Raw genomic sequence first — 16,421 nt, 5'->3', positions numbered from 1 at the left:
GCGTGTGAGCCGCCGCCGCGCGCGTCAATGGCCGGACGGCACAGCACCACGCCGGGAAGCCCTGCTGAGCTCACCCACGCCGCTTGTCGCTCGTCGCCCGTGGCTCGCAAACCTGCCGGAGCGCGTTCCCCCCGGACGACCTCTTCGGCAGCCCCCGACCCCGGCCCCTCCCTGCGGGTCCGCGCCGAGCGCGGCATCCCCCGGGCACGCCGCCGTCATCCCCGAATCCGTGTTCTTGCGCCCCGAGGGCGGCAGCGCCGCATGGCTCGTCGCCGGCTACCGGCCACGGGGCTCCGAGGTCCGACAGGCCGACGCCCGCCGACCCCACTGACTCCCCGGGCGGGGCGCACCACGCGAACGCGATCGAGAGGGGCCTGTCGGCGTCCGGGCGACCGACGAACCGACCCACGGCCACTCGCCGCATCCGGCCCTGCAACGTGGCCGGATGCGGCACATGGACCCCCCGCAGGCATCGAGGAGCACCACGTCGTCGCACCGTGGACACTCTCCGAACCCAAGGATCTCGACGCGAGCGACGAGCCGTCCCACGCCACGTGACGGAGCAACACCTTCTGATTCAGGCACTTCAGGGACGGAGCCGACGGATACGACGTGGCACGTCCGCATGGGCCCCTTGAGGTTGTCCCGGACCAACGCGACCGGAACTTCACCGACTGGGCGCCCGACAAGGCAGGAAAATACGGCCCAGTCAGTCACCAACAACCACATTCGGTTCGGCGAGAAGATCGACGCGCTCGGCAACAAATGCTGACCGTCGGCGCGTCCGATCGGGAGTCCCCAGCGAGACGGCTCCCGCTCCCCTGCCTGAGGGTGCCCGTCAGCGGCGACGTGCGCAGGTCCAAGCCCCCATGCCCTGGATCTTGGCGAGTCTCTTCGCCGTCGCGATCTGCTCCGCCTTCGTGGCGAGGTCCGCGCGGGGTGCGTACTTGCGGCCTCCCGCCGCGTTCCAGCTCGACTGGGTGAACTGCAGTCCACCGTAATGGCCGTTGCCAGTGTTCGCCCGCCAGTTCCCGCCGGATTCACACCGTGCGATGGCGTCCCAGTCGCGGTTCGGTTTGGAGTGGACCGCAGCGGCGTCGGCCCCGGATGCGTTCAACAGGGCCACCCCCAACAAGCTTACAGAGGCAAGCAATTGGCCGATCATTCTCCGGCTTCGCCGGTCCTTGTGTTGGTGCGACATCAGTCCTCCTTCGCTGTTGGGTCGGGCCTGCCACGAACGGCGGGCGGGCCCGCGTACGACCGCCTTCGGGCCGTTTCCACAGCACAGCACGGACCGACTTGCCCTCAGCGGCACTTGCCGTCGGCGAAGGAGTGACGTCACCCGAACGGACGCTCTGCGCCCCCTCAATAGATCTCCCCGACCGTGACATGTCCAGGTGGCCGGCTTCAACCTGCGCACCCTCCAAGCCGTCGGCGAGCACGACACCCGCAAGACCACACTGCTACCCGCCGTTCCCGGTCCCACCCCACGGGCAATCACCGAACACCGGTGTGGCTGAACCGACTTGACCAGTCCGATCACCCGGCGGGCAGCGTTGCCCGGCTTCCCCACAAGGGTCCTGTGCTGCTCTTTCCCACTCACCCTGGTGGCCGCGGCCCTCGACGAGCGAAAGGCGGGTCTTCTGCATGGCGAGATCCCTTGGCCAAGGCCCACCGTCTGCCCCGACCCGGTGACACCGGCTGCCGCTAGGAACCGGGCCCCTTACTACGGCACCGCCACCCCCTTCGGAGGCCGACCCGCCCGGCCTCTCCCCCACATGACGATGCCGGTCCCGACACCCGCCCCGGGTGCCGGGGCCGGCATCGTGAAGGCTGGCGAGCGTCTGCCGGCAGGAACCCATCAGGCTGGTCTCCAGGTAGCTGACACCCAGCTCCCGGCAGTGGCTGTGGACGATGTCCTGGCCCGGCGCAGGTCGGGCTCCGCATGCTCGGGAAGAGGTGGTGCTCGATCTGGTGGTTCAGGCCGCCGAACACCACGTCGGTGAAACGGCCGTCCCTTGCGTCGCGGGAAGTCAGCACCTGACGGCGCAGGAAGTCCGGGCGGTCGGTGCCGCGCAGCACCGGCATGCCTTTGTGGTTCGGGGCAAGTTCGAGCGGGGGCAGACGCCGAAGAGGCATTGATGGACACAACGAGAACCGCGATGGCCCTGACGGGCGACAGCACCAGGAACAGTGCACCGAGAGAGGCCGCCAAGTGCGTGAAGAGCAGGACGCCTTCCCATGCACGGTGACGGTCCAGCAGCCGCGGCAGTCCCGTGGCGACCGGGCCTGGTCCTGGGCCCACACGCGGATGTCGGGAGCCGTACCCCATGCCGATGCCGAGGTTCCCAGCGATATGCCCGGACAGTTCACTGGGCTTGCGGAGCCGGAAGACCTGGCGGTGCGCGACGTCGTGCGCCAGAAGGGCCACCTGGCCGAACGCCAGGGCGAGGCATCCGGCGGACAGGAGCGTCCACCAGCTGTCGCCGATCATTGCGAAAGCCGTCCAGCCGGCGACGTAGAGGACTGTGACGGCGGTGATGCGGAGGGTGTAGTAGCCGGGGCGCCGGCTCATGAGGCCTGCCGCCTGGATCTTCATCGAGAGCCGGGCGAAGTCGCTGCCCGGCTCCACCGGTGCGGGCGGGGGACGCACCGTCTGCGAGGAATTCATGATCATAAGCGGCCTGCCGGCGCTAACGTGGCGCCGCGTACTCATCGCCGCCACCGCCGCCCCCCGCGACTCGGCGCCTGACCTGGTCCTCCTGGGCGAGACGCCGCAGCAGCTCGAACACCGGGGCGCAGATCGCGAGGACGACGACCGCCCGCTCGGCCAGGGACACCGGGTCGTCGATGCCGGCCGCGCGCTCCAGGTCCAGCAGGGCCACCTGCTCTGCCAGCCGGGCGTAGGCGGCGAGCTCCTCCGGGGCGTACTGCGCGTCCAGCCTCCGCAACTCCTTCAGCGCCGCCGTCAGCGCCTTCACGTGCGGTGACGTACCCGGCGCCTGCCAGTCCAGGGCTGCGAGCAGCTCCGCCACCTCGGCCCCGGCGGCCGCCTCGCCCTCGGCCTCCTCGGCGGGGTCTGCGTCATGCAGGGACGCGACCGGAACCGGGAGTGCGTAGCTGACCGCGCCGAGGGCGCCCTCGGCGCTGTGGGCCCGGTCGACGGCCCCGAGCACGTCACGGGTAGCGGCGATGGACAGGCCGCCGAGCGTGGTCAGCGCCTTGATGAGCCGCAGCCGCTGCACGTGCTCCTCCCCGTACTCGGCCGCGGTCGCGGCCGTCGCCCGCCCTGCGGGCAGCAGACCCTGCCGCAGGAAGTACTTGATGCTGGCGACCGGCACGCCGGTCCGCCGGCTGAGCTCCGAGATCTTCATGCGGCTTCCCTCCCGGTCGTACGGCCCGGTACTCGGCATCGACGATTGGACACCACAACAAGATACTGCCACTATCCAGTAGCTGGATACTTCAAGTATCCAGTTCCAGGAATGCAGCCGCACCGGAGAATCGATGCCTCAGCCCACGCCGCCCCCCTCCGTGCTCCGCCGACCTCAGCTGTGGATCGGAACGGGGCTCATCGCCGCAGTGGTCTCGATGCTGTTCGCCCTGCTCTACGTCGGCGGCAACGTCAACCCCAGGGGCAACCTGCGCGACCTGCCCGTGGCCGTGGTCAACGCCGACCGCGGCGCCGACGCGGGCGGCCGCCATGTCAACATCGGCGAGCAGGTCGTCTCCGCGATCCAGCAGGCGGCCAAGGGTGACAAGAGCATCGACTGGCAGTTCGTGAACCGCGAGGAAGCCGACAAGCGGTTGGGCAAGGGCAAGGTCTTCGGCGCCCTCGTCATCCCCGACGACTTCTCGGCCACAGTGACCGGGCTCGCCGCCCCTCAGCCCGCGCCCCAGGGCAAGGCGACCCAGCCGACCCTGACCGTGCTGACCAACCAGGCCGCCGGCAGCATCGGTTCCTCCATGGCATCGCAGGCCGCGCAGAAGGCCGCCCACGCCGCCTCCACCCAGCTCGGCCAGGAACTGCTCAAGCAGGCCGGCGCCCAGAAGACCCCCCTCCCGACGGCCGCCCAGCTCAAGCTGGCCGACCCGGTGACCGTGACCGTCGCCGACGGCCACCCCGTCGGACCCCGCAGCGCCATGGGCCTGAGCGCCTTCTACTACGCGCTGGTCCTGGTCGTCTGCGGCATGCTCGGCGCCAACGTGGTCAACTCCCAGGTCGACACCGCGCTCGGCTACCTGCACACCGACTTCGGTCCCTTCCGCAAGCGCGAACCCGTCCAGCACACCAGCCGCGTCCGCACTCTGGCCATCGGCATGGCGCTCATGCTCGGTCTGTCACTGGTCATGGGCACCCTGGTCGAGGTCGCCACGGTCGGCATCCTCGACATGGACGCCTCCCACCTGGACCAGCTGTGGCTCTACTCGGTCGCCACCATCGCGGTCGTCGGCATCGGCAGCCTGGCCCTGTTCGCCGCCTTCGGCACCCCCGGCATGCTGCTCGCCACCATCGTCTTCGTCGCGATGGCCGTCCCCTCCTCCGGCGCCACCGTGCCCGTCCAGGCACTGCCCGGGTTCTTCCGCGCCCTCGCCGAGTTCGAACCGCTGCGCCAGATCACCGAGGGGCTCCGCTCCCTGCTCTACTACGGGGCCCAGGCCGATGCGGGCCTGACCCGGGCGTGGGCCTCGATGGGCGTCGCCCTGGTCGCAGCGCTGATCTTCGGCTTCACCGTCACCCACCTCTACGACCGCAGGGGGCTGCACCGCATCCCCCATCCCGAGGCCGAGGCCGAGATTCCCGCCCGGACCCCGGAGGCCCCCGAGAGCCCTGCACCGGCCACGGCCTGAGGTGAGCTGTGTGCGGATGCTCGGGGTGTCCCCACCGAGGACCTGTCCGTGGTCGCGGAGGCGGTGGTCCGTTTCGCCGACGAGCAGCTGGGTGTCGGTCCGGGTGAGTGCTGTCGGCCGAACCAGGACCGCATCTGCTCCAGGTGCCCCGGTTGCGGCGACGCGCCGACGGGACGGCCGCGCACCCGGGGGATGAGGCAGGACGGGCTCTCGCTCCGGCAGAACTCGGCGAGTCTGCCGGAGCGAGCCGGACCGCGGCGGTTCCGGTGCGGTCGTCGGGTCGTAGGTCCTGCCCCCGACGACCGCACGACGGCACAGGACGACGCGGTCAGGAGGAGCTCGGGTCAGCGGACCTCGGTGACCCGGTGCTCCTTGCGCGCGCCACAGTTGGAGTTGTACACCTGCACGTGCACGTTGCTGATGCCCCCGCCCCAGTCGACGCAGTGGCCCTTGCCGTAGACGTAGGCCGGGCCCGCGTACGACGTGTACCGGCCGTAGTCCTCGCCCCGCTCCCAGGTTTCGGGGACTTCGATCCAGAGGGCCATGTCCACGGCCGCACCCGGATTGTTGCGGATGGTCGCGACGCAGTTCTTGCCGTTCGAGGCGTTGTACGTCAGGTAGACGGTGCCCAGCGAGCCGATGGCGGCCGAATTCACGGTCTTGTAGGCGCTTCCGCAGACCTTCTGCGGCGTGGTGTTGGGCGCGGCGGTGGCGGGCGCCGCCAGCGCGGTCGTGGCTCCCAGGGCCAGAGCGGCGAATGCGGTGGTGGTAAGGACGGAACGGGTGAATTTCATGTTTCCCCCTGGTCGTCATTGGAGTTGGTCGCTCCTGCATGGTGTGACATGAAGGACGGCGGAACGGTTGCGCATCGTCGGCAAAAGACGCGACCGCGCCACCTGATTGGCGCCTTTTCGACGCTCCCGGGACGGGGACGCTTCGAGAGGGAGCAGCCCTTTCCCCGAGACACGGCGCCATGACGGGGCCCCGGGGCGCGATGCCGTGCCCCGGGCTGAGTCCTCAGAGTCCGAGCCGCCGCAGGAGCTGCGCCTGAAGGGCCGCTCTCAGCCCCGTGGCGCTGCCCGGTTGCGGGCACGTCCGACTACCGTCACACGTCGCCGGCCACCGCCTCGTTCGGCAGCATCCAACCCCACCCCGACCGGCCGGGCCGTGCGGAGGCGGCATCCTCCGCCCCACGGCCTGGTTGCGGGCTGCGGGGTCAGGGGGCGGGGTCGTAGGTGATGCGGGCGTTGGGGCAGGTCGCCGCGTACTGCAGGAGGGCATCCCGCTCGGCCTGGTCTCCGGCGAGGCCCCAGCGGTGCTTGGTGGCGACCCACTCGCCGAGGTAGCGGCAGTGGACCTGGGCCATGGGCGTCCAGGTGGTCGGGTCCTGGTCGGACTCTGCCGGTTCGAGCGGGCTGGGACGCCGACGAGGGAGACGTCGGAGCCGAGGCCGTTGGCGTAGCAGCGGCGGCCTTCGCTGGTCCAGCCGTAGCCGCCGCTCCGCTTCCGCCTCGACCCGCTTCCCGGGCGCCCCGTGCCTCTCGAAGAAGCCCGCCTGGCGGCCGTCGCCCTGGCGCGCAGGCAGGCGCCGCCCTGGACACGGCCGGCCTGTCCCACCAGGGGTCTGCGCCAAGGACGCGGAGGAGGGCACCCTCTGCGCCCTGGTCGTCGCCGCCAAGGAAGCCGTCATCGCGGACAACTCCACGGCCGCGCACCTGGTCAAGCCGCAGGACGTCCCCGCCGACGCCGTCACCTCCTCCGGCTCCGGCCTCGACCCGAACATCTCCCCCGCGTACGCCACGCTCCAGGTCCACCGGGTCGCCGAGCAGAACAATCTCGACGTCAAGCAGGTCGAGAAGCTCGTGGCCGACCACACCACCGGCCGCACCCTCGGCTTCATGGGCGAACCGCGCGTCAACGTCCTCGAACTCAACATCGCCCTGAAGGCGCTCTCCAAGGGCTGATGTTCCACAACGCACGTCTCCGGGAGCCGGCGGGGCGCGCCGCTCCCCCGGCCTCGGCCGGGGGCCGGCAACGCCCCGTCGGCTCCCGCCGTGCCCGTACCGAAGGAAAGGCTGCACACCGATGACCCGGGTGCTGGTGGTGGAGGACGACCCTCAGCTCGTCCGCGCACTGAGGATCAATCTTCAGGCGCGCACGTTCGAGGTGGAGGAGGCCGGCGACGGCGGATCGGCCCTCCGGCTCGCGGCGGCCCGCAAGCCGGACGTCATAGTGCTGGACCTCGGCCTGCCCGACATGGACGGCATCGACGTCATCAAGGGCGTCCGCGGCTGGAGCAAGGTCCCCATCCTGGTCCTCTCCGCACGCCACACCTCCGAGGACAAGATCCGGGCCCTGGACGCCGGCGCCGACGACTACGTGACGAAACCGTTCAGCATGGACGAGCTGCTGGCCCGCCTCCGGGCAGCCACCCGTAGACAGGAGGCCCCGGCGGCCTCGCAGGCGACCGAGGTCTCCGTCGTCACGACCGACGAATTCACGATCGACCTGGTCGCGAAGAAGGTGTGGCGGGGCGAGCGCAGCGTACGGCTCACCCCGACCGAATGGCACCTGCTGGAGATCCTGATCACTCACCCCGGTCGTCTGATCACGCAGAGCAGGCTGCTGCTGGAGGTGTGGGGGCCGACGTACGGGGAGAACACCAACTACCTGCGCGTCTACATGGCCCAGCTCCGGCGCAAACTGGAAGCGGACCCCTCCCACCCCCGTTATCTGATCACCGAACCCGGTATGGGATACCGCTTCGAACCCTGATCGCCCCCACTCCCCAGCAAGAAGAAGAGACGGAACATGGGACGCGGCAAGCTCCGCATCTACCTGGGCGCGGCGCCGGGCGTCGGCAAGACGTACGCCATGCTGTCCGAGGCGCATCGCCGGATCGAGCGGGGCACCTACTGCGTCGTCGGCTTCGTCGAGCACCACTCCAGGCCGCGCACCGAGGTGATGCTGCACGGCCTGGAACTCATCGAGCGGCGCGAGATCGGGTACCGGGGCTCCACCTTCACCGAGATGGACGTGGACGCGATCCTCTCGCGGCGCCCCGCAGTGGCGCTGGTGGACGAGCTCGCCCACACCAACGTTCCCGGCTCCCGCAACGCCAAACGGTGGCAGGACGTGGAGGAGCTCCTCCAGGCGGGCATCGACGTCGTCTCGACCGTCAACATCCAGCACCTGGAGTCGCTGGGTGATGTGGTCGAGACGATCACGGGTGTCCGTCAGCGGGAGACGGTCCCCGACGAGGTCGCGCGGCGCGCCGACCAGATCGAGCTGGTCGACATGTCCCCGCAGGCGTTGCGCCGCCGCATGGCCCACGGCAATGTCCACAAGCCCGACAAGGTCGACGCGGCCCTCTCCAACTATTTCCGCCCCGGCAACCTGACCGCCCTGCGCGAGCTCGCGCTGCTCTGGGTCGCCGACCGAGTGGACGAGTACCTGCAGGAGTACCGGGGCGAGCACAACATCCGCTCCACCTGGCAGGCCCGCGAGCGCATCGTCGTCGGCCTCACCGGCGGTCCGGAGGGCCGTACGCTCATCCGCCGCGCGGCCCGCTTGGCCGAGAAGGGCGCGGGCGGCGAGGTCCTCGCCGTCTACATCGCCGCCAGCGACGGCCTCACCTCCGCCTCCCCCAAGGAACTCGCCGTCCAGCGGACCCTGGTCGAGGACCTCGGCGGCACCTTCCACCACGTCATAGGCGACAGCATCCCCCGACGCGCTCCTGGAGTTCGCCCGCGGCTGCAACGCCACCCAGATCGTGCTCGGCGTCAGCCGCAGACGGTCGTGGCAGTCCGTCTCAGTCCCGGTGTCAGCGCCACGGTTGCCCGCGAATCTGGCCCGGACCTCGACGTCCACATCGTCACCCACGACGAGGCGGCCAAGGGCCGCCGCAGCCTGCCGGTGGCCCGGAGCGCGCGCCTCGGCCGGTCCCGCATCATCTGGGGATGGCTCACCGGCATGGCCGGCCCCGCGCTGCTCGCCGTCCTGCTCAACCTGGTCGTGCCCGACCTGGGCCTTGCCAACGACATGCTGCTCTTCCTGACCTGCACGGTGGCAGCGGCCCTGCTCGGCGGGCTGCTCCCCGCGCTGGCCTCGGCGGCGTTCGGCTCGCTCCTACTGAACTACTTCTTCACCCCGCCGTTGCACGAGTTCACCATCTCCGACCCGAAGAACATCGTCGCCATCGCGATCTTCGTCGGTGTGGCGGTGTCCGTCGCCTCGGTGGTCGACCTGGCCGCCCGGCGCACCCACCAGGCCGCCCGGTTGCGCGCCGAGTCCGAGATCCTCTCCTTCCTCGCCGGTAGCGTCCTGCGCGGCGAGAACTCCCTCGACGCCCTCCTGGAGCGCCTGCGCGAGACCTTCGCCATGCAGTCGGTCGCCCTCCTGGAGCGCACCAGCGAAGTCGACCCCTGGACCACTGCGGCTTCCGTCGGCACCAGCCCGGTAGGACGTCCGGAGGACGCGGACGTGGACCTGCCCATGGGCGACAACATGGCTCTCGCCCTCACCGGCCGGGTGCTGCCCGCCGAGGACCGCCGTGTCCTCGGCGCCTTCGCCGCGCAGGCGGCCGTGGCCCTCGACCGCCAGCGCCTCGTCAACGAGGCCGAGAAGTCACGGGCGCTCGCCGAGGCCAACCGCATCCGCACCGCGCTGCTCGCCGCCGTCAGCCACGACCTGCGGACCCCGCTCGCCGGCATCAAGGCCTCCGTCACCTCCCTGCGCTCCGCCGACGTCGAATGGTCCGAGGAAGACAAGGCCGAGCTCCTCGAAGGCATCGAGGACGGCGCCGACCGCCTCGCCGCCCTCATCGGGAACCTGCTCGACGTGTCCCGTCTCAACACCGGGGCCGTCGTGCCGCTCATCCGGGAGACCGACCTCGACGAGGTCGTCCCGATGGCCCTCGGCGGCGTACCGGAGGACAGCGTCGACTTGAGGATCACGGCTCATGGCGGCTGCGATCCTCTCGGGCGGCGTCCGACGAGGCACGCCCACCGTGCACGAGCTCGTCAGCACCCGTCGCCGAGGTTGATCCCCGCCGCCGCGGCCGAGTAGACGACGTACAGCTGGATCAGTTCCATCGGGATCGCCAGAACGTTGAACCAGACGGTGGTACCGGCGACGAGGCCCGGCCAGCTCTCCCCGAGCCGGCGGCCGTACCGTCCGCGCAGCCGCCGTGCGAGCAGCACGCACACGGCCACCGCCGCCAGGCCGAGGCCCACACCGGCCCACCCCGCGACGTACTCCGCCATCGGGAAGGGCAGGTGCCGGCAGGCTTCGCGCTGCCGGTCGGCCCACCCGTGCTCGATCTCCTGCGTGTGCAGGGAGGTGGCCACACCGGCCACGGTCAGCAGCGGCACCAGCAGCGCCGCCGTCACGGTGCCCGGCGTGACGGCACGCGGGCGCGCCGTGCCGTCGCTCGCGGCGGGGGAGGGCGAGGTGGTGGCCATCAGTACCAATCCGGTTCCGGGCGGACGATGCGGATGCGCTGCTCGCCCCCGTTCCTGTTCGCGATGTGTTCCCGGCTGTCCAGACTCACGTTCTGGAACGAGCTTGTGTGCTGGGTCAGCTTGACGTCTCCGTCCGGGGTGACCGAGGTGACGACGGCGGCGTGGTGGGTCTCGCCGGGGGCGGTTTCCGTGCCGGGAGCCACCTGCTCGTAGAAGACGATGTCACCGGGCTGTGCCTCGGCCCTCGGCACCTCCTTGCTGCCGTGGTGCAGCAGGAAGTTCTGCAGACCCTCGGCCCGTGCCCATGACTCGGAGTGGTACGCGTGCTGGTCGAGCCAGTCCCACCCGGTCCCGCTCTGGCGGCCCCAGGCGTCGTCGCCCATCAGCCCCGTCCAGGGGTCGATCTTCTTCTTCATGCCGCCCGCTTCCAGGCTCGACGACACGAAATTGGTGCAGTTGCCGAGCGCCCCGTAGTCGAGGTCGTCCTTCTTGTCCCAGTGGTCGAGCGCGTACCGCACCATCTCGACCCGGTCGATCTTCCCGTCGGGTCCGCGCAGCTCGCGCCCGACCTCGGGCGGCAGGCCCTTGAGGTCGGCGAGGTCACGGGGTCGGCCCGCATGAGGTCCTTCTGCTGCTGCGGCGTCAGGCCGTCCCACCAGGTGCGGACGAGGTGCGGATCCTTCCCGACGGGGATGTCCGCCCTGAGGATGTCGAATTCGACGTGCGACGCCTCGACGAGGATCTCGTTGTGCGCCTGCGAGGTGTCGGAGACGTTGATGGTCTTCGCGAGCTTGTCCAGTTCGGCGGAGGCTTTCGCATCCGCCTGGGAGGCTTCGCGCAGGGCCTCCTCTATCAGCCCGTTGACCCCGGATATCTGGCCCAGTTCCTTGGTGTAGGCGTCGCGTACGTTCTGCGGGACGTTCGGGCCGACGGGTGCGGCCCCCGTGTACGCGCCCACGGCGCGGCCGTCCTCGATGCTCAGCCCGTGCTCGCGCGCCAGCTCGGTCGCGTGGAAGAGCGTGCGCTGGGCGAGGCCCATGGAATGGGCCAGGGCATCGACCACCATGGCCACACCCTTCATGATGTCGCCGCCGGACTCCAGACGGTTGGCGAGGTCTTCCAGGCGCCGGCCGGCCTGTTTGCCGGTGGCGTCCGCCCAGTGGTCGTCGAGTGGCTTCTTGCCCTGCGCGCGGATGTCCTCGCAGGCGGAAGAGGAACGCCGGGCGAGGTCGACCCAGTCGTCCGCCGCCTTCTGCCACTGGTCCACGCGGCAGTCGTACAGGTCGTGATAGGCGACCACGGGTCAGCTCCTCCCGAAGTCGGCGAGGCCGTGCTGAAGCCTGGCGAAGGCGTCCTTCGCCTGTGCGTCCGTGGTGTCGTAGGCGTTGGCCGTGGTGTGGAGGTTGTCGGCCATGGTGTTCATCTGCTTCCCGAGGTCGACCATGTGGTCCTCCCAGGCGGTCGCACACCGCTTGAGCGCCCCGGCCGAGGCCCAGCCGTGGTGGCCGCCGGCTGCCGTGTCGCTCGAATCGAGGGACTTGCGGAGGTTCTCCAACGCCTTCTCGGCGGCCGAGCTCGCACCTCCCGCGCTTTGCCGCACGTAGTACGTCTTAATGTCTACATCCACGAAATTCCCCCCATGATCACTTCGTCCACATCCTAAGACACCGGTTCGCCGGTGTGATCATTCGTCGAACTGGCCATGGCCGGAGCGGGGCCCGGTCGAGAAGCCGGTACCGGACGAGTTGGGAGTGGCGTTCCGGCGGGTGGTGTCGCAGGTGGAGGCCATACGGCCCGCAGGGTGGCGGCCGGCGTCGAGCGGGCGACCGCGAGGCAGCCCCACCGAGAGGGGGCGCGTCACCTCCCACCCGTTGGCGCGCACCCCTGAAGAGCCCCGCCGCAACGTCCCCCGTGCGGCGGGGCTCCCGCGGGAGGCCGAGTACCCCGTTGTGGTGGTAACGAAGGATCTCCTCGGCGGCCTTGGGCCACAGGTCCGGCCGCTCCATCAGCTCCGCGAGCTGGGCCGGGCGCCTGAGCAGGGTGATCACCCCGGTGCCTGCAGCAGACGGTCCAGCTCCGTTCCTGCCTCTTCGCATCCGGCATCGGAGATCCGTTGCAGCTCGCGCAGGTCACCGGCTGCGGCCGCCCGTCGCGTGAGCAGCAGCCCGGCGTGTCGTGATCCTTCGTCCAACAGGTCGCTCAGCTCCGCGAGGTCTCCGGCCGCGTCCGCGAGATCGGCCAGCCGGTCCAGCGCGGTCTCGTTGCCCTCGTCGGCCAGCTCGCGGAGGGTCTCCCGATCAACATTCGTGTTGTCCATGACGCCATGCTGCAGCCCTGCCCCAGGGGCAAGGTCAAGTGGGACGATGGCCGCGTGATCACCATCGGGCAGCTGGCCGGCTACATCGGAGTGTCGATCAAGACCGTCCGCGTCTACCACGACAAGGGGCTGCTCCCCGAGCCCGACCGCGATGCGTCCGGCTACCGGCGTTACGGTGCGAGCGACGCTGTCGACCTGATCAAGATCCGGACACTGGCAGAGGCCGGCGTCCCTCTGGCTCGTATCCGGGATCTGAGAGCGGCGAGCGACGAGGAATTCCGGCAGGCGCTGGGCGGCATCGACGACGAACTCAGTGCCCGCATCCGCAGCTTGCAGGAAACGCAGGGGCGCCTGCGCCGGCTCGCCGCCGGGCGGCTGGTACCGCTGCCCGGCGAAGTCGTCGCCCATCTGGAGGACCTGGCCTGTTGGGGATTCACGCCTCGGTGGGTGGACCTGCAACGCGACCTGTGGATCCTCGTGTTCGCCACCCATCCAGACCGCGCGGTCGCCCTGTTTCACGAGCAGGCCGAGATCTTGTCCGACCCGGCGCTACGGCAGCTCTTCCTCGGCTACGACCACGCGCACGACCTCGACGCCGACGACCCGCGCCTAGACGACCTCGCCCGCCGTATCGCCGAGGCGAATCGGGAGCGCTACGGGTCCGACGAACGGCCCGGGCTGGATACGGGCTCCGAGATCCCCGCCCTCATCCAGAGCAGGGTCAACGCTTCGTCCCCGGCATGGGAACGTCTCGACTCGCTCATTCGCGCACAACTGGGCACATGACGTGCTCGCCGAGACCCTACGCAGCCCGGACGACAGGGGCCCTGTGGCGGCGAAGCCCATCACGCGGGGCGACCTCCGCCATCGCCGGGGTGCTGCGGTGCGGGGTGGGCGAGGGCCCGCGGCTGTACGCGACCTCACCCACCTCTGGCTGACGGTCACGCGTCCCAGGTGACCGGGAGGCTCTTCACCCCGTGGATGTCCGCGGCCTCCGGGCGCAGGGCAACGTCCTCGGCCGGTACGGCCAGGCGCAGGGAGGGGAAACGCCCCAGCAGCGCGGTGACCGCGACTCGCATCTCGATGCGGGCCAGCTGCGCGCCCAGGCACAGGTGGATGCCGTGGCCGAAGGCCAGGTGCCCGCCGGTGTCCCTCCGGAGGTCGAGCACGTGGGGATCCGCGTAGCGCTCGGGGTCGCGGTTGGCGGTGTTGTACGACAGGACGACCGTCGTGCCGGCCTCGATGGTCTGGCCGCCCACCTCGACGTCCTCCAGCGCCGTCCGCATGAACGACTTGGCGACGCTCAGATACCGAAGCAGCTCCTCCACCGCCTGGTCGATGAGCGCGGGATCGGCGCGCAGCGCCGCCAGTTGCGCCGGGTTCTGCAGCAGCGCGAAGACCCCGAGGGACAGCATGTTGGCGGTGGTGTCGAATCCGGCCGCCAGCAGGATCAGGCTGATCCCCTGCAGCTCCTCATCGGTCAGGTCGCCGTCGGTGAGTTCGCTGAGCACGTCGTCGGTGGGGTTCGCGCGCTTGGCGGCCACCAGGTCCGCGAGGTAGTTCTGGGTCGCGGTGTAAGCCGCCATCAGGTCCTCGTCGTTCGTCTCCCCGTTCATGAACTTGTCGATCTGCTCCTGGAAGGAGTCCCGGTCCTCGTACGGCACCCCCAGCAGCTCGCAGATGACGATGGTGGGGATGGGCTTGGCGAACGCGGTCACCAGGTCCGCCGACGGTCCGGTCTTCTCCATGGCGTCCAGACAGGCGGTCGTGATCTGCTCGATGCGCTCGGTGAGCAATCGCATCCGCCGAGCGGTGAACTTGCCCACCAGCGGCTTCCGGTAGCGGATGTGCTGGGGGTCGTCCATGAGGAGGAACTCGCCGGGCGGCGCCGGAGGGATCTCGAAGTCGACCACGTTCAGGAGGTCCTTGCGCGAGCTGAACCGCGGGTCGGCCAGGACCGACCGGACCAGGTCGTGTCCGGTGATCATCCAGCCGGGCTTCCCGCCGGGGTGGGTGTAGCGGCTGATCGGACCGTGGCTGCGGGCATCGATCAGCTCTGCCGGCGGGTCGAAGGGACAGCCGGTCCGACGCTCCGCCGGCAGCGCCGTAACCGTGTGGACCGATTCATCCATGACCATTCCTCACCTCGCGATAGTGCGCGTTCACGACATCTCGAAAGCTACGTTGCATTCAGAGTGTCTGCAATCCATCGAACGGCATAAATGCAGGTGACTGGCGGCAAATTGATGCAATGACGCTGCGCTCGAATGCAACGAGACGTTGCATTGGGTGACGGCGAAGGCAATACTGGCGGCATGCCTGGAGGACGGTTGACCCAGCAGGAACGCCAGCGCATCGCGGCCGGACTCGCCGACGGACTCTCCTATGCCGAGATCGCCAGGCGGATCGACCGGCCGACCTCGACGATCAGCCGGGAGATCGCCCGCAACAGTGGCCAGGGCGGCTACCGGCCCCAGCAGGCGCACCGGGCGTCGGTCCAGCGGGCGCGGCGTGGCACACCGGTACCCCCGCGCGCGGCCGGAGCGCCGAGCGACACGATGGAAGAGGAGATCATCGAGCTGGCGGTCAGATCCGGGCTGCCGAGGATGACAGCGCGCGTGCACGTCGACCTGTTGCTGTCCGAGGACGGCAGACGCACCGCAGCCGAGCTGACCCGCAGGCTGAAGGTCAGCCCGGCGTCCGTCTCCGTAGCCGTGAACTTCCTGGTCCAGCACGGGTACGTCCGGCGTGAGCGCGATCCGCGGCGGCGCCGGGACGTCTACGTGGTCGACGACGACGCCTGGTACCACTCGATCGTGATCAGCGTGCGGCAGACGCTCGAGTCGGCGCACGCCTCAACGGCAGCGGCGCAGACGTACGGGCTCGACAGCTCCGTGGGGCAGCGGCTGGCCAAGGTGGGCGCGTTCCTGGAGCAGGTCAGCCTGGACATGCTGGAGTCGGCCGACCGATGCCGCGACCTCCTGGCGTGACGGGTCTTTGCGAAACCATCCGTTCCGCCGCAGCGGCAATGCGGTGACGTCCGACTGCCTTTCGGAACCGGGATGCAGGTGACCAGGGCCGGTGGACGAGCTCGATCACCACGGGACGCAGCGCTCGCGCCCCGTGCGGGGCCATGCCGTACCGGGGCAAGTAGCGCGGCATCAGGTTCAGCAGACCGGCCATCGCCGACGACCCGCGAGGTGGGAAGAGGGGGCGACTCCGGACGCCAGCGCCAGGTTCCGGACTCTGCGCTCGAGCGTCACCCAGCCGCAGCCTCAGCCAGTGCAGTGCGATCACCCGCCCGGGAAGCTAGATGTCGCGCGAGGTATCCAGGACGCGGCCGCGTCACGACACGCCGGCACCCGTCCAGAGGCGGCTGCCTCGACCGGGCGGACAGGGGCGCCCCTTCCGCGGCAAAACCTGAAGTCGATTTTCCTTCATCAAATGATGGAGAGTCACGTGGCGCACACGCTGGGCGATTCAACTACTTGACGGCGCGTCCAATAAAGGGCCGAGGTAGATCAAGTTTACGTAAAGTCCCACGCCGCCAGGCGGCCGTTGAACGGCCTGGGCCAAGGCTGCGGGATCACCAACTCATCAAAACAGTAGCCGAATTGACGGTCTATCAGATCTCTTCTTTGCGGTGATTGAATTCGCGACATCTTCGCGCGTAGAGCAAAGGTGTTCAGGCCCCCCGATCTCTCTGGCAGGATTCCCGGCACCCAATCCAGTCAAGGAAAGAGGTGCGGTTGTGCGTGGTCGCGGAAGGCCTGAATCTCGGCTTCACCGGC

At 69.7% G+C, this 16,421-nt stretch carries 16 protein-coding genes and 1 pseudogene; 7 read left to right on the top strand and 10 right to left on the bottom strand.

Going from position 1 to position 16,421, the window contains the following annotated elements; all coding sequences use genetic code 11:
• Positions 1 to 838: 838 nt before the first annotated feature.
• A complete protein-coding gene (locus tag IE257_RS15220; RefSeq protein ID WP_189968817.1) occupies positions 839 to 1,201 on the bottom strand; it encodes a transglycosylase family protein in 363 nt (120 codons plus the stop codon).
• A 758-nt stretch (positions 1,202 to 1,959) separates the two neighbouring features.
• Between IE257_RS15220 and IE257_RS39405 the strand changes: the two genes are divergently transcribed.
• Positions 1,960 to 2,142 carry a hypothetical protein gene (locus tag IE257_RS39405; RefSeq protein WP_372452973.1) on the top strand — a complete coding sequence of 61 codons (183 nt, stop codon included), beginning with the start codon at positions 1,960 to 1,962 and terminating at the stop codon, positions 2,140 to 2,142.
• Positions 2,143 to 2,693: 551 nt separating this feature from the next.
• On the opposite strand, the gene IE257_RS15210 is transcribed toward IE257_RS39405, so the two are convergent.
• A complete protein-coding gene (locus tag IE257_RS15210; protein ID WP_189968815.1) occupies positions 2,694 to 3,374 on the bottom strand; it encodes a MerR family transcriptional regulator in 681 nt (226 codons plus the stop codon).
• Positions 3,375 to 3,507: 133 nt separating this feature from the next.
• Here IE257_RS15210 and IE257_RS15205 point away from each other — a divergent pair, with 133 nt between their 5' ends.
• On the top strand, positions 3,508 to 4,851 hold the full coding sequence (locus IE257_RS15205) for a YhgE/Pip domain-containing protein (RefSeq protein WP_189968813.1): 1,344 nt from the start codon (positions 3,508 to 3,510) through the stop codon (positions 4,849 to 4,851).
• A gap of 344 nt (positions 4,852 to 5,195) precedes the next feature.
• Here IE257_RS15205 and IE257_RS15200 read toward each other — a convergent pair whose 3' ends face one another.
• Both IE257_RS15200 and IE257_RS15195 read right to left on the bottom strand, forming a co-directional pair.
• Positions 5,196 to 5,645, bottom strand: a complete 450-nt coding sequence (locus tag IE257_RS15200) for a spore-associated protein (RefSeq protein WP_189968811.1) — start codon at positions 5,643 to 5,645, stop codon at positions 5,196 to 5,198.
• Between the two features lie 422 nt (positions 5,646 to 6,067).
• A complete protein-coding gene (locus IE257_RS15195; RefSeq protein ID WP_189968809.1) occupies positions 6,068 to 6,217 on the bottom strand; it encodes a hypothetical protein in 150 nt (49 codons plus the stop codon).
• On the opposite strand from IE257_RS15195, the gene IE257_RS38245 reads away from it, so the two are divergent.
• From IE257_RS38245 to IE257_RS15180, 3 genes and pseudogenes are all read left to right on the top strand, one after another.
• On the top strand, positions 6,216 to 6,815 hold the full coding sequence (locus IE257_RS38245) for a potassium-transporting ATPase subunit C (RefSeq protein ID WP_229920372.1): 600 nt from the start codon (positions 6,216 to 6,218) through the stop codon (positions 6,813 to 6,815). The two genes, IE257_RS15195 and IE257_RS38245, sit on opposite strands and share 2 nt — an antisense overlap.
• 121 nt (positions 6,816 to 6,936) lie before the next feature.
• A complete protein-coding gene (locus tag IE257_RS15185; protein WP_189968807.1) occupies positions 6,937 to 7,626 on the top strand; it encodes a response regulator in 690 nt (229 codons plus the stop codon).
• A gap of 36 nt (positions 7,627 to 7,662) precedes the next feature.
• Positions 7,663 to 9,804 (top strand): annotated as a pseudogene (locus tag IE257_RS15180) (sensor histidine kinase); the annotation flags it as partial.
• Positions 9,805 to 9,872: 68 nt separating this feature from the next.
• Here the strand turns inward: IE257_RS15180 and IE257_RS15175 are convergent.
• The 5 genes from IE257_RS15175 to IE257_RS15155 form a co-directional block, all read right to left on the bottom strand.
• The gene (locus IE257_RS15175) at positions 9,873 to 10,313 is read right to left on the bottom strand and encodes a hypothetical protein (protein WP_189968805.1); all 441 of its coding nucleotides are present in this window, start codon (positions 10,311 to 10,313) and stop codon (positions 9,873 to 9,875) included.
• Positions 10,313 to 10,834 (bottom strand): amidase domain-containing protein, encoded by a 522-nt coding sequence (locus IE257_RS15170; RefSeq protein ID WP_189968803.1) that lies wholly within the window; start codon positions 10,832 to 10,834, stop codon positions 10,313 to 10,315. Before IE257_RS15170 ends, IE257_RS15175 begins: the two co-directional genes overlap by 1 nt.
• Positions 10,726 to 11,613 (bottom strand): hypothetical protein, encoded by an 888-nt coding sequence (locus tag IE257_RS15165; protein ID WP_189968801.1) that lies wholly within the window; start codon positions 11,611 to 11,613, stop codon positions 10,726 to 10,728. Before IE257_RS15165 ends, IE257_RS15170 begins: the two co-directional genes overlap by 109 nt.
• Positions 11,614 to 11,616: 3 nt before the next feature.
• Positions 11,617 to 11,940 carry a type VII secretion target gene (locus IE257_RS15160; RefSeq protein WP_189968800.1) on the bottom strand — a complete coding sequence of 108 codons (324 nt, stop codon included), beginning with the start codon at positions 11,938 to 11,940 and terminating at the stop codon, positions 11,617 to 11,619.
• A 417-nt stretch (positions 11,941 to 12,357) separates the two neighbouring features.
• Positions 12,358 to 12,630 (bottom strand): hypothetical protein, encoded by a 273-nt coding sequence (locus tag IE257_RS15155; protein WP_189968798.1) that lies wholly within the window; start codon positions 12,628 to 12,630, stop codon positions 12,358 to 12,360.
• A 54-nt stretch (positions 12,631 to 12,684) separates the two neighbouring features.
• Here IE257_RS15155 and IE257_RS15150 point away from each other — a divergent pair, with 54 nt between their 5' ends.
• On the top strand, positions 12,685 to 13,416 hold the full coding sequence (locus IE257_RS15150; protein WP_189968796.1) for a MerR family transcriptional regulator: 732 nt from the start codon (positions 12,685 to 12,687) through the stop codon (positions 13,414 to 13,416).
• 155 nt (positions 13,417 to 13,571) lie between these two features.
• On the opposite strand, the gene IE257_RS15145 is transcribed toward IE257_RS15150, so the two are convergent.
• Entirely contained in the window at positions 13,572 to 14,762 is a 1,191-nt protein-coding gene (locus tag IE257_RS15145) for a cytochrome P450 (protein ID WP_189968794.1), read from the bottom strand.
• 183 nt (positions 14,763 to 14,945) lie between these two features.
• Between IE257_RS15145 and IE257_RS15140 the strand changes: the two genes are divergently transcribed.
• A complete protein-coding gene (locus IE257_RS15140) occupies positions 14,946 to 15,620 on the top strand; it encodes a helix-turn-helix domain-containing protein (protein ID WP_189968792.1) in 675 nt (224 codons plus the stop codon).
• Positions 15,621 to 16,421 lie beyond the last annotated feature (801 nt).

The sequence above is a fragment of the Streptomyces avidinii genome (genome assembly GCF_014650695.1).
Lineage (GTDB): Bacteria > Actinomycetota > Actinomycetes > Streptomycetales > Streptomycetaceae > Streptomyces > Streptomyces avidinii.
This window is presented reverse-complemented; position numbering and strand designations above follow the sequence as displayed.

Excerpts from the sequence above, each read along its gene's own strand:
- IE257_RS15220 (WP_189968817.1), bottom strand. The coding sequence starts at position 1,201 with ATGTCGCACCAACACAAGGACCGGCGAAGCCGGAGAATGATCGGCCAA.
- IE257_RS15210 (WP_189968815.1), bottom strand. The coding sequence starts at position 3,374 with ATGAAGATCTCGGAGCTCAGCCGGCGGACCGGCGTGCCGGTCGCCAGC.
- IE257_RS15205 (WP_189968813.1), top strand. The coding sequence starts at position 3,508 with ATGCCTCAGCCCACGCCGCCCCCCTCCGTGCTCCGCCGACCTCAGCTG.
- IE257_RS15200 (WP_189968811.1), bottom strand. The coding sequence starts at position 5,645 with ATGAAATTCACCCGTTCCGTCCTTACCACCACCGCATTCGCCGCTCTG.
- IE257_RS38245 (WP_229920372.1), top strand. The coding sequence starts at position 6,216 with ATGGGCGTCCAGGTGGTCGGGTCCTGGTCGGACTCTGCCGGTTCGAGC.
- IE257_RS15195 (WP_189968809.1), bottom strand. The coding sequence starts at position 6,217 with ATGGCCCAGGTCCACTGCCGCTACCTCGGCGAGTGGGTCGCCACCAAG.
- IE257_RS15185 (WP_189968807.1), top strand. The coding sequence starts at position 6,937 with ATGACCCGGGTGCTGGTGGTGGAGGACGACCCTCAGCTCGTCCGCGCA.
- IE257_RS15175 (WP_189968805.1), bottom strand. The coding sequence starts at position 10,313 with ATGGCCACCACCTCGCCCTCCCCCGCCGCGAGCGACGGCACGGCGCGC.
- IE257_RS15170 (WP_189968803.1), bottom strand. The coding sequence starts at position 10,834 with ATGGTGCGGTACGCGCTCGACCACTGGGACAAGAAGGACGACCTCGAC.
- IE257_RS15155 (WP_189968798.1), bottom strand. The coding sequence starts at position 12,630 with ATGGACAACACGAATGTTGATCGGGAGACCCTCCGCGAGCTGGCCGAC.
- IE257_RS15145 (WP_189968794.1), bottom strand. The coding sequence starts at position 14,762 with ATGGATGAATCGGTCCACACGGTTACGGCGCTGCCGGCGGAGCGTCGG.
- IE257_RS15140 (WP_189968792.1), top strand. The coding sequence starts at position 14,946 with ATGCCTGGAGGACGGTTGACCCAGCAGGAACGCCAGCGCATCGCGGCC.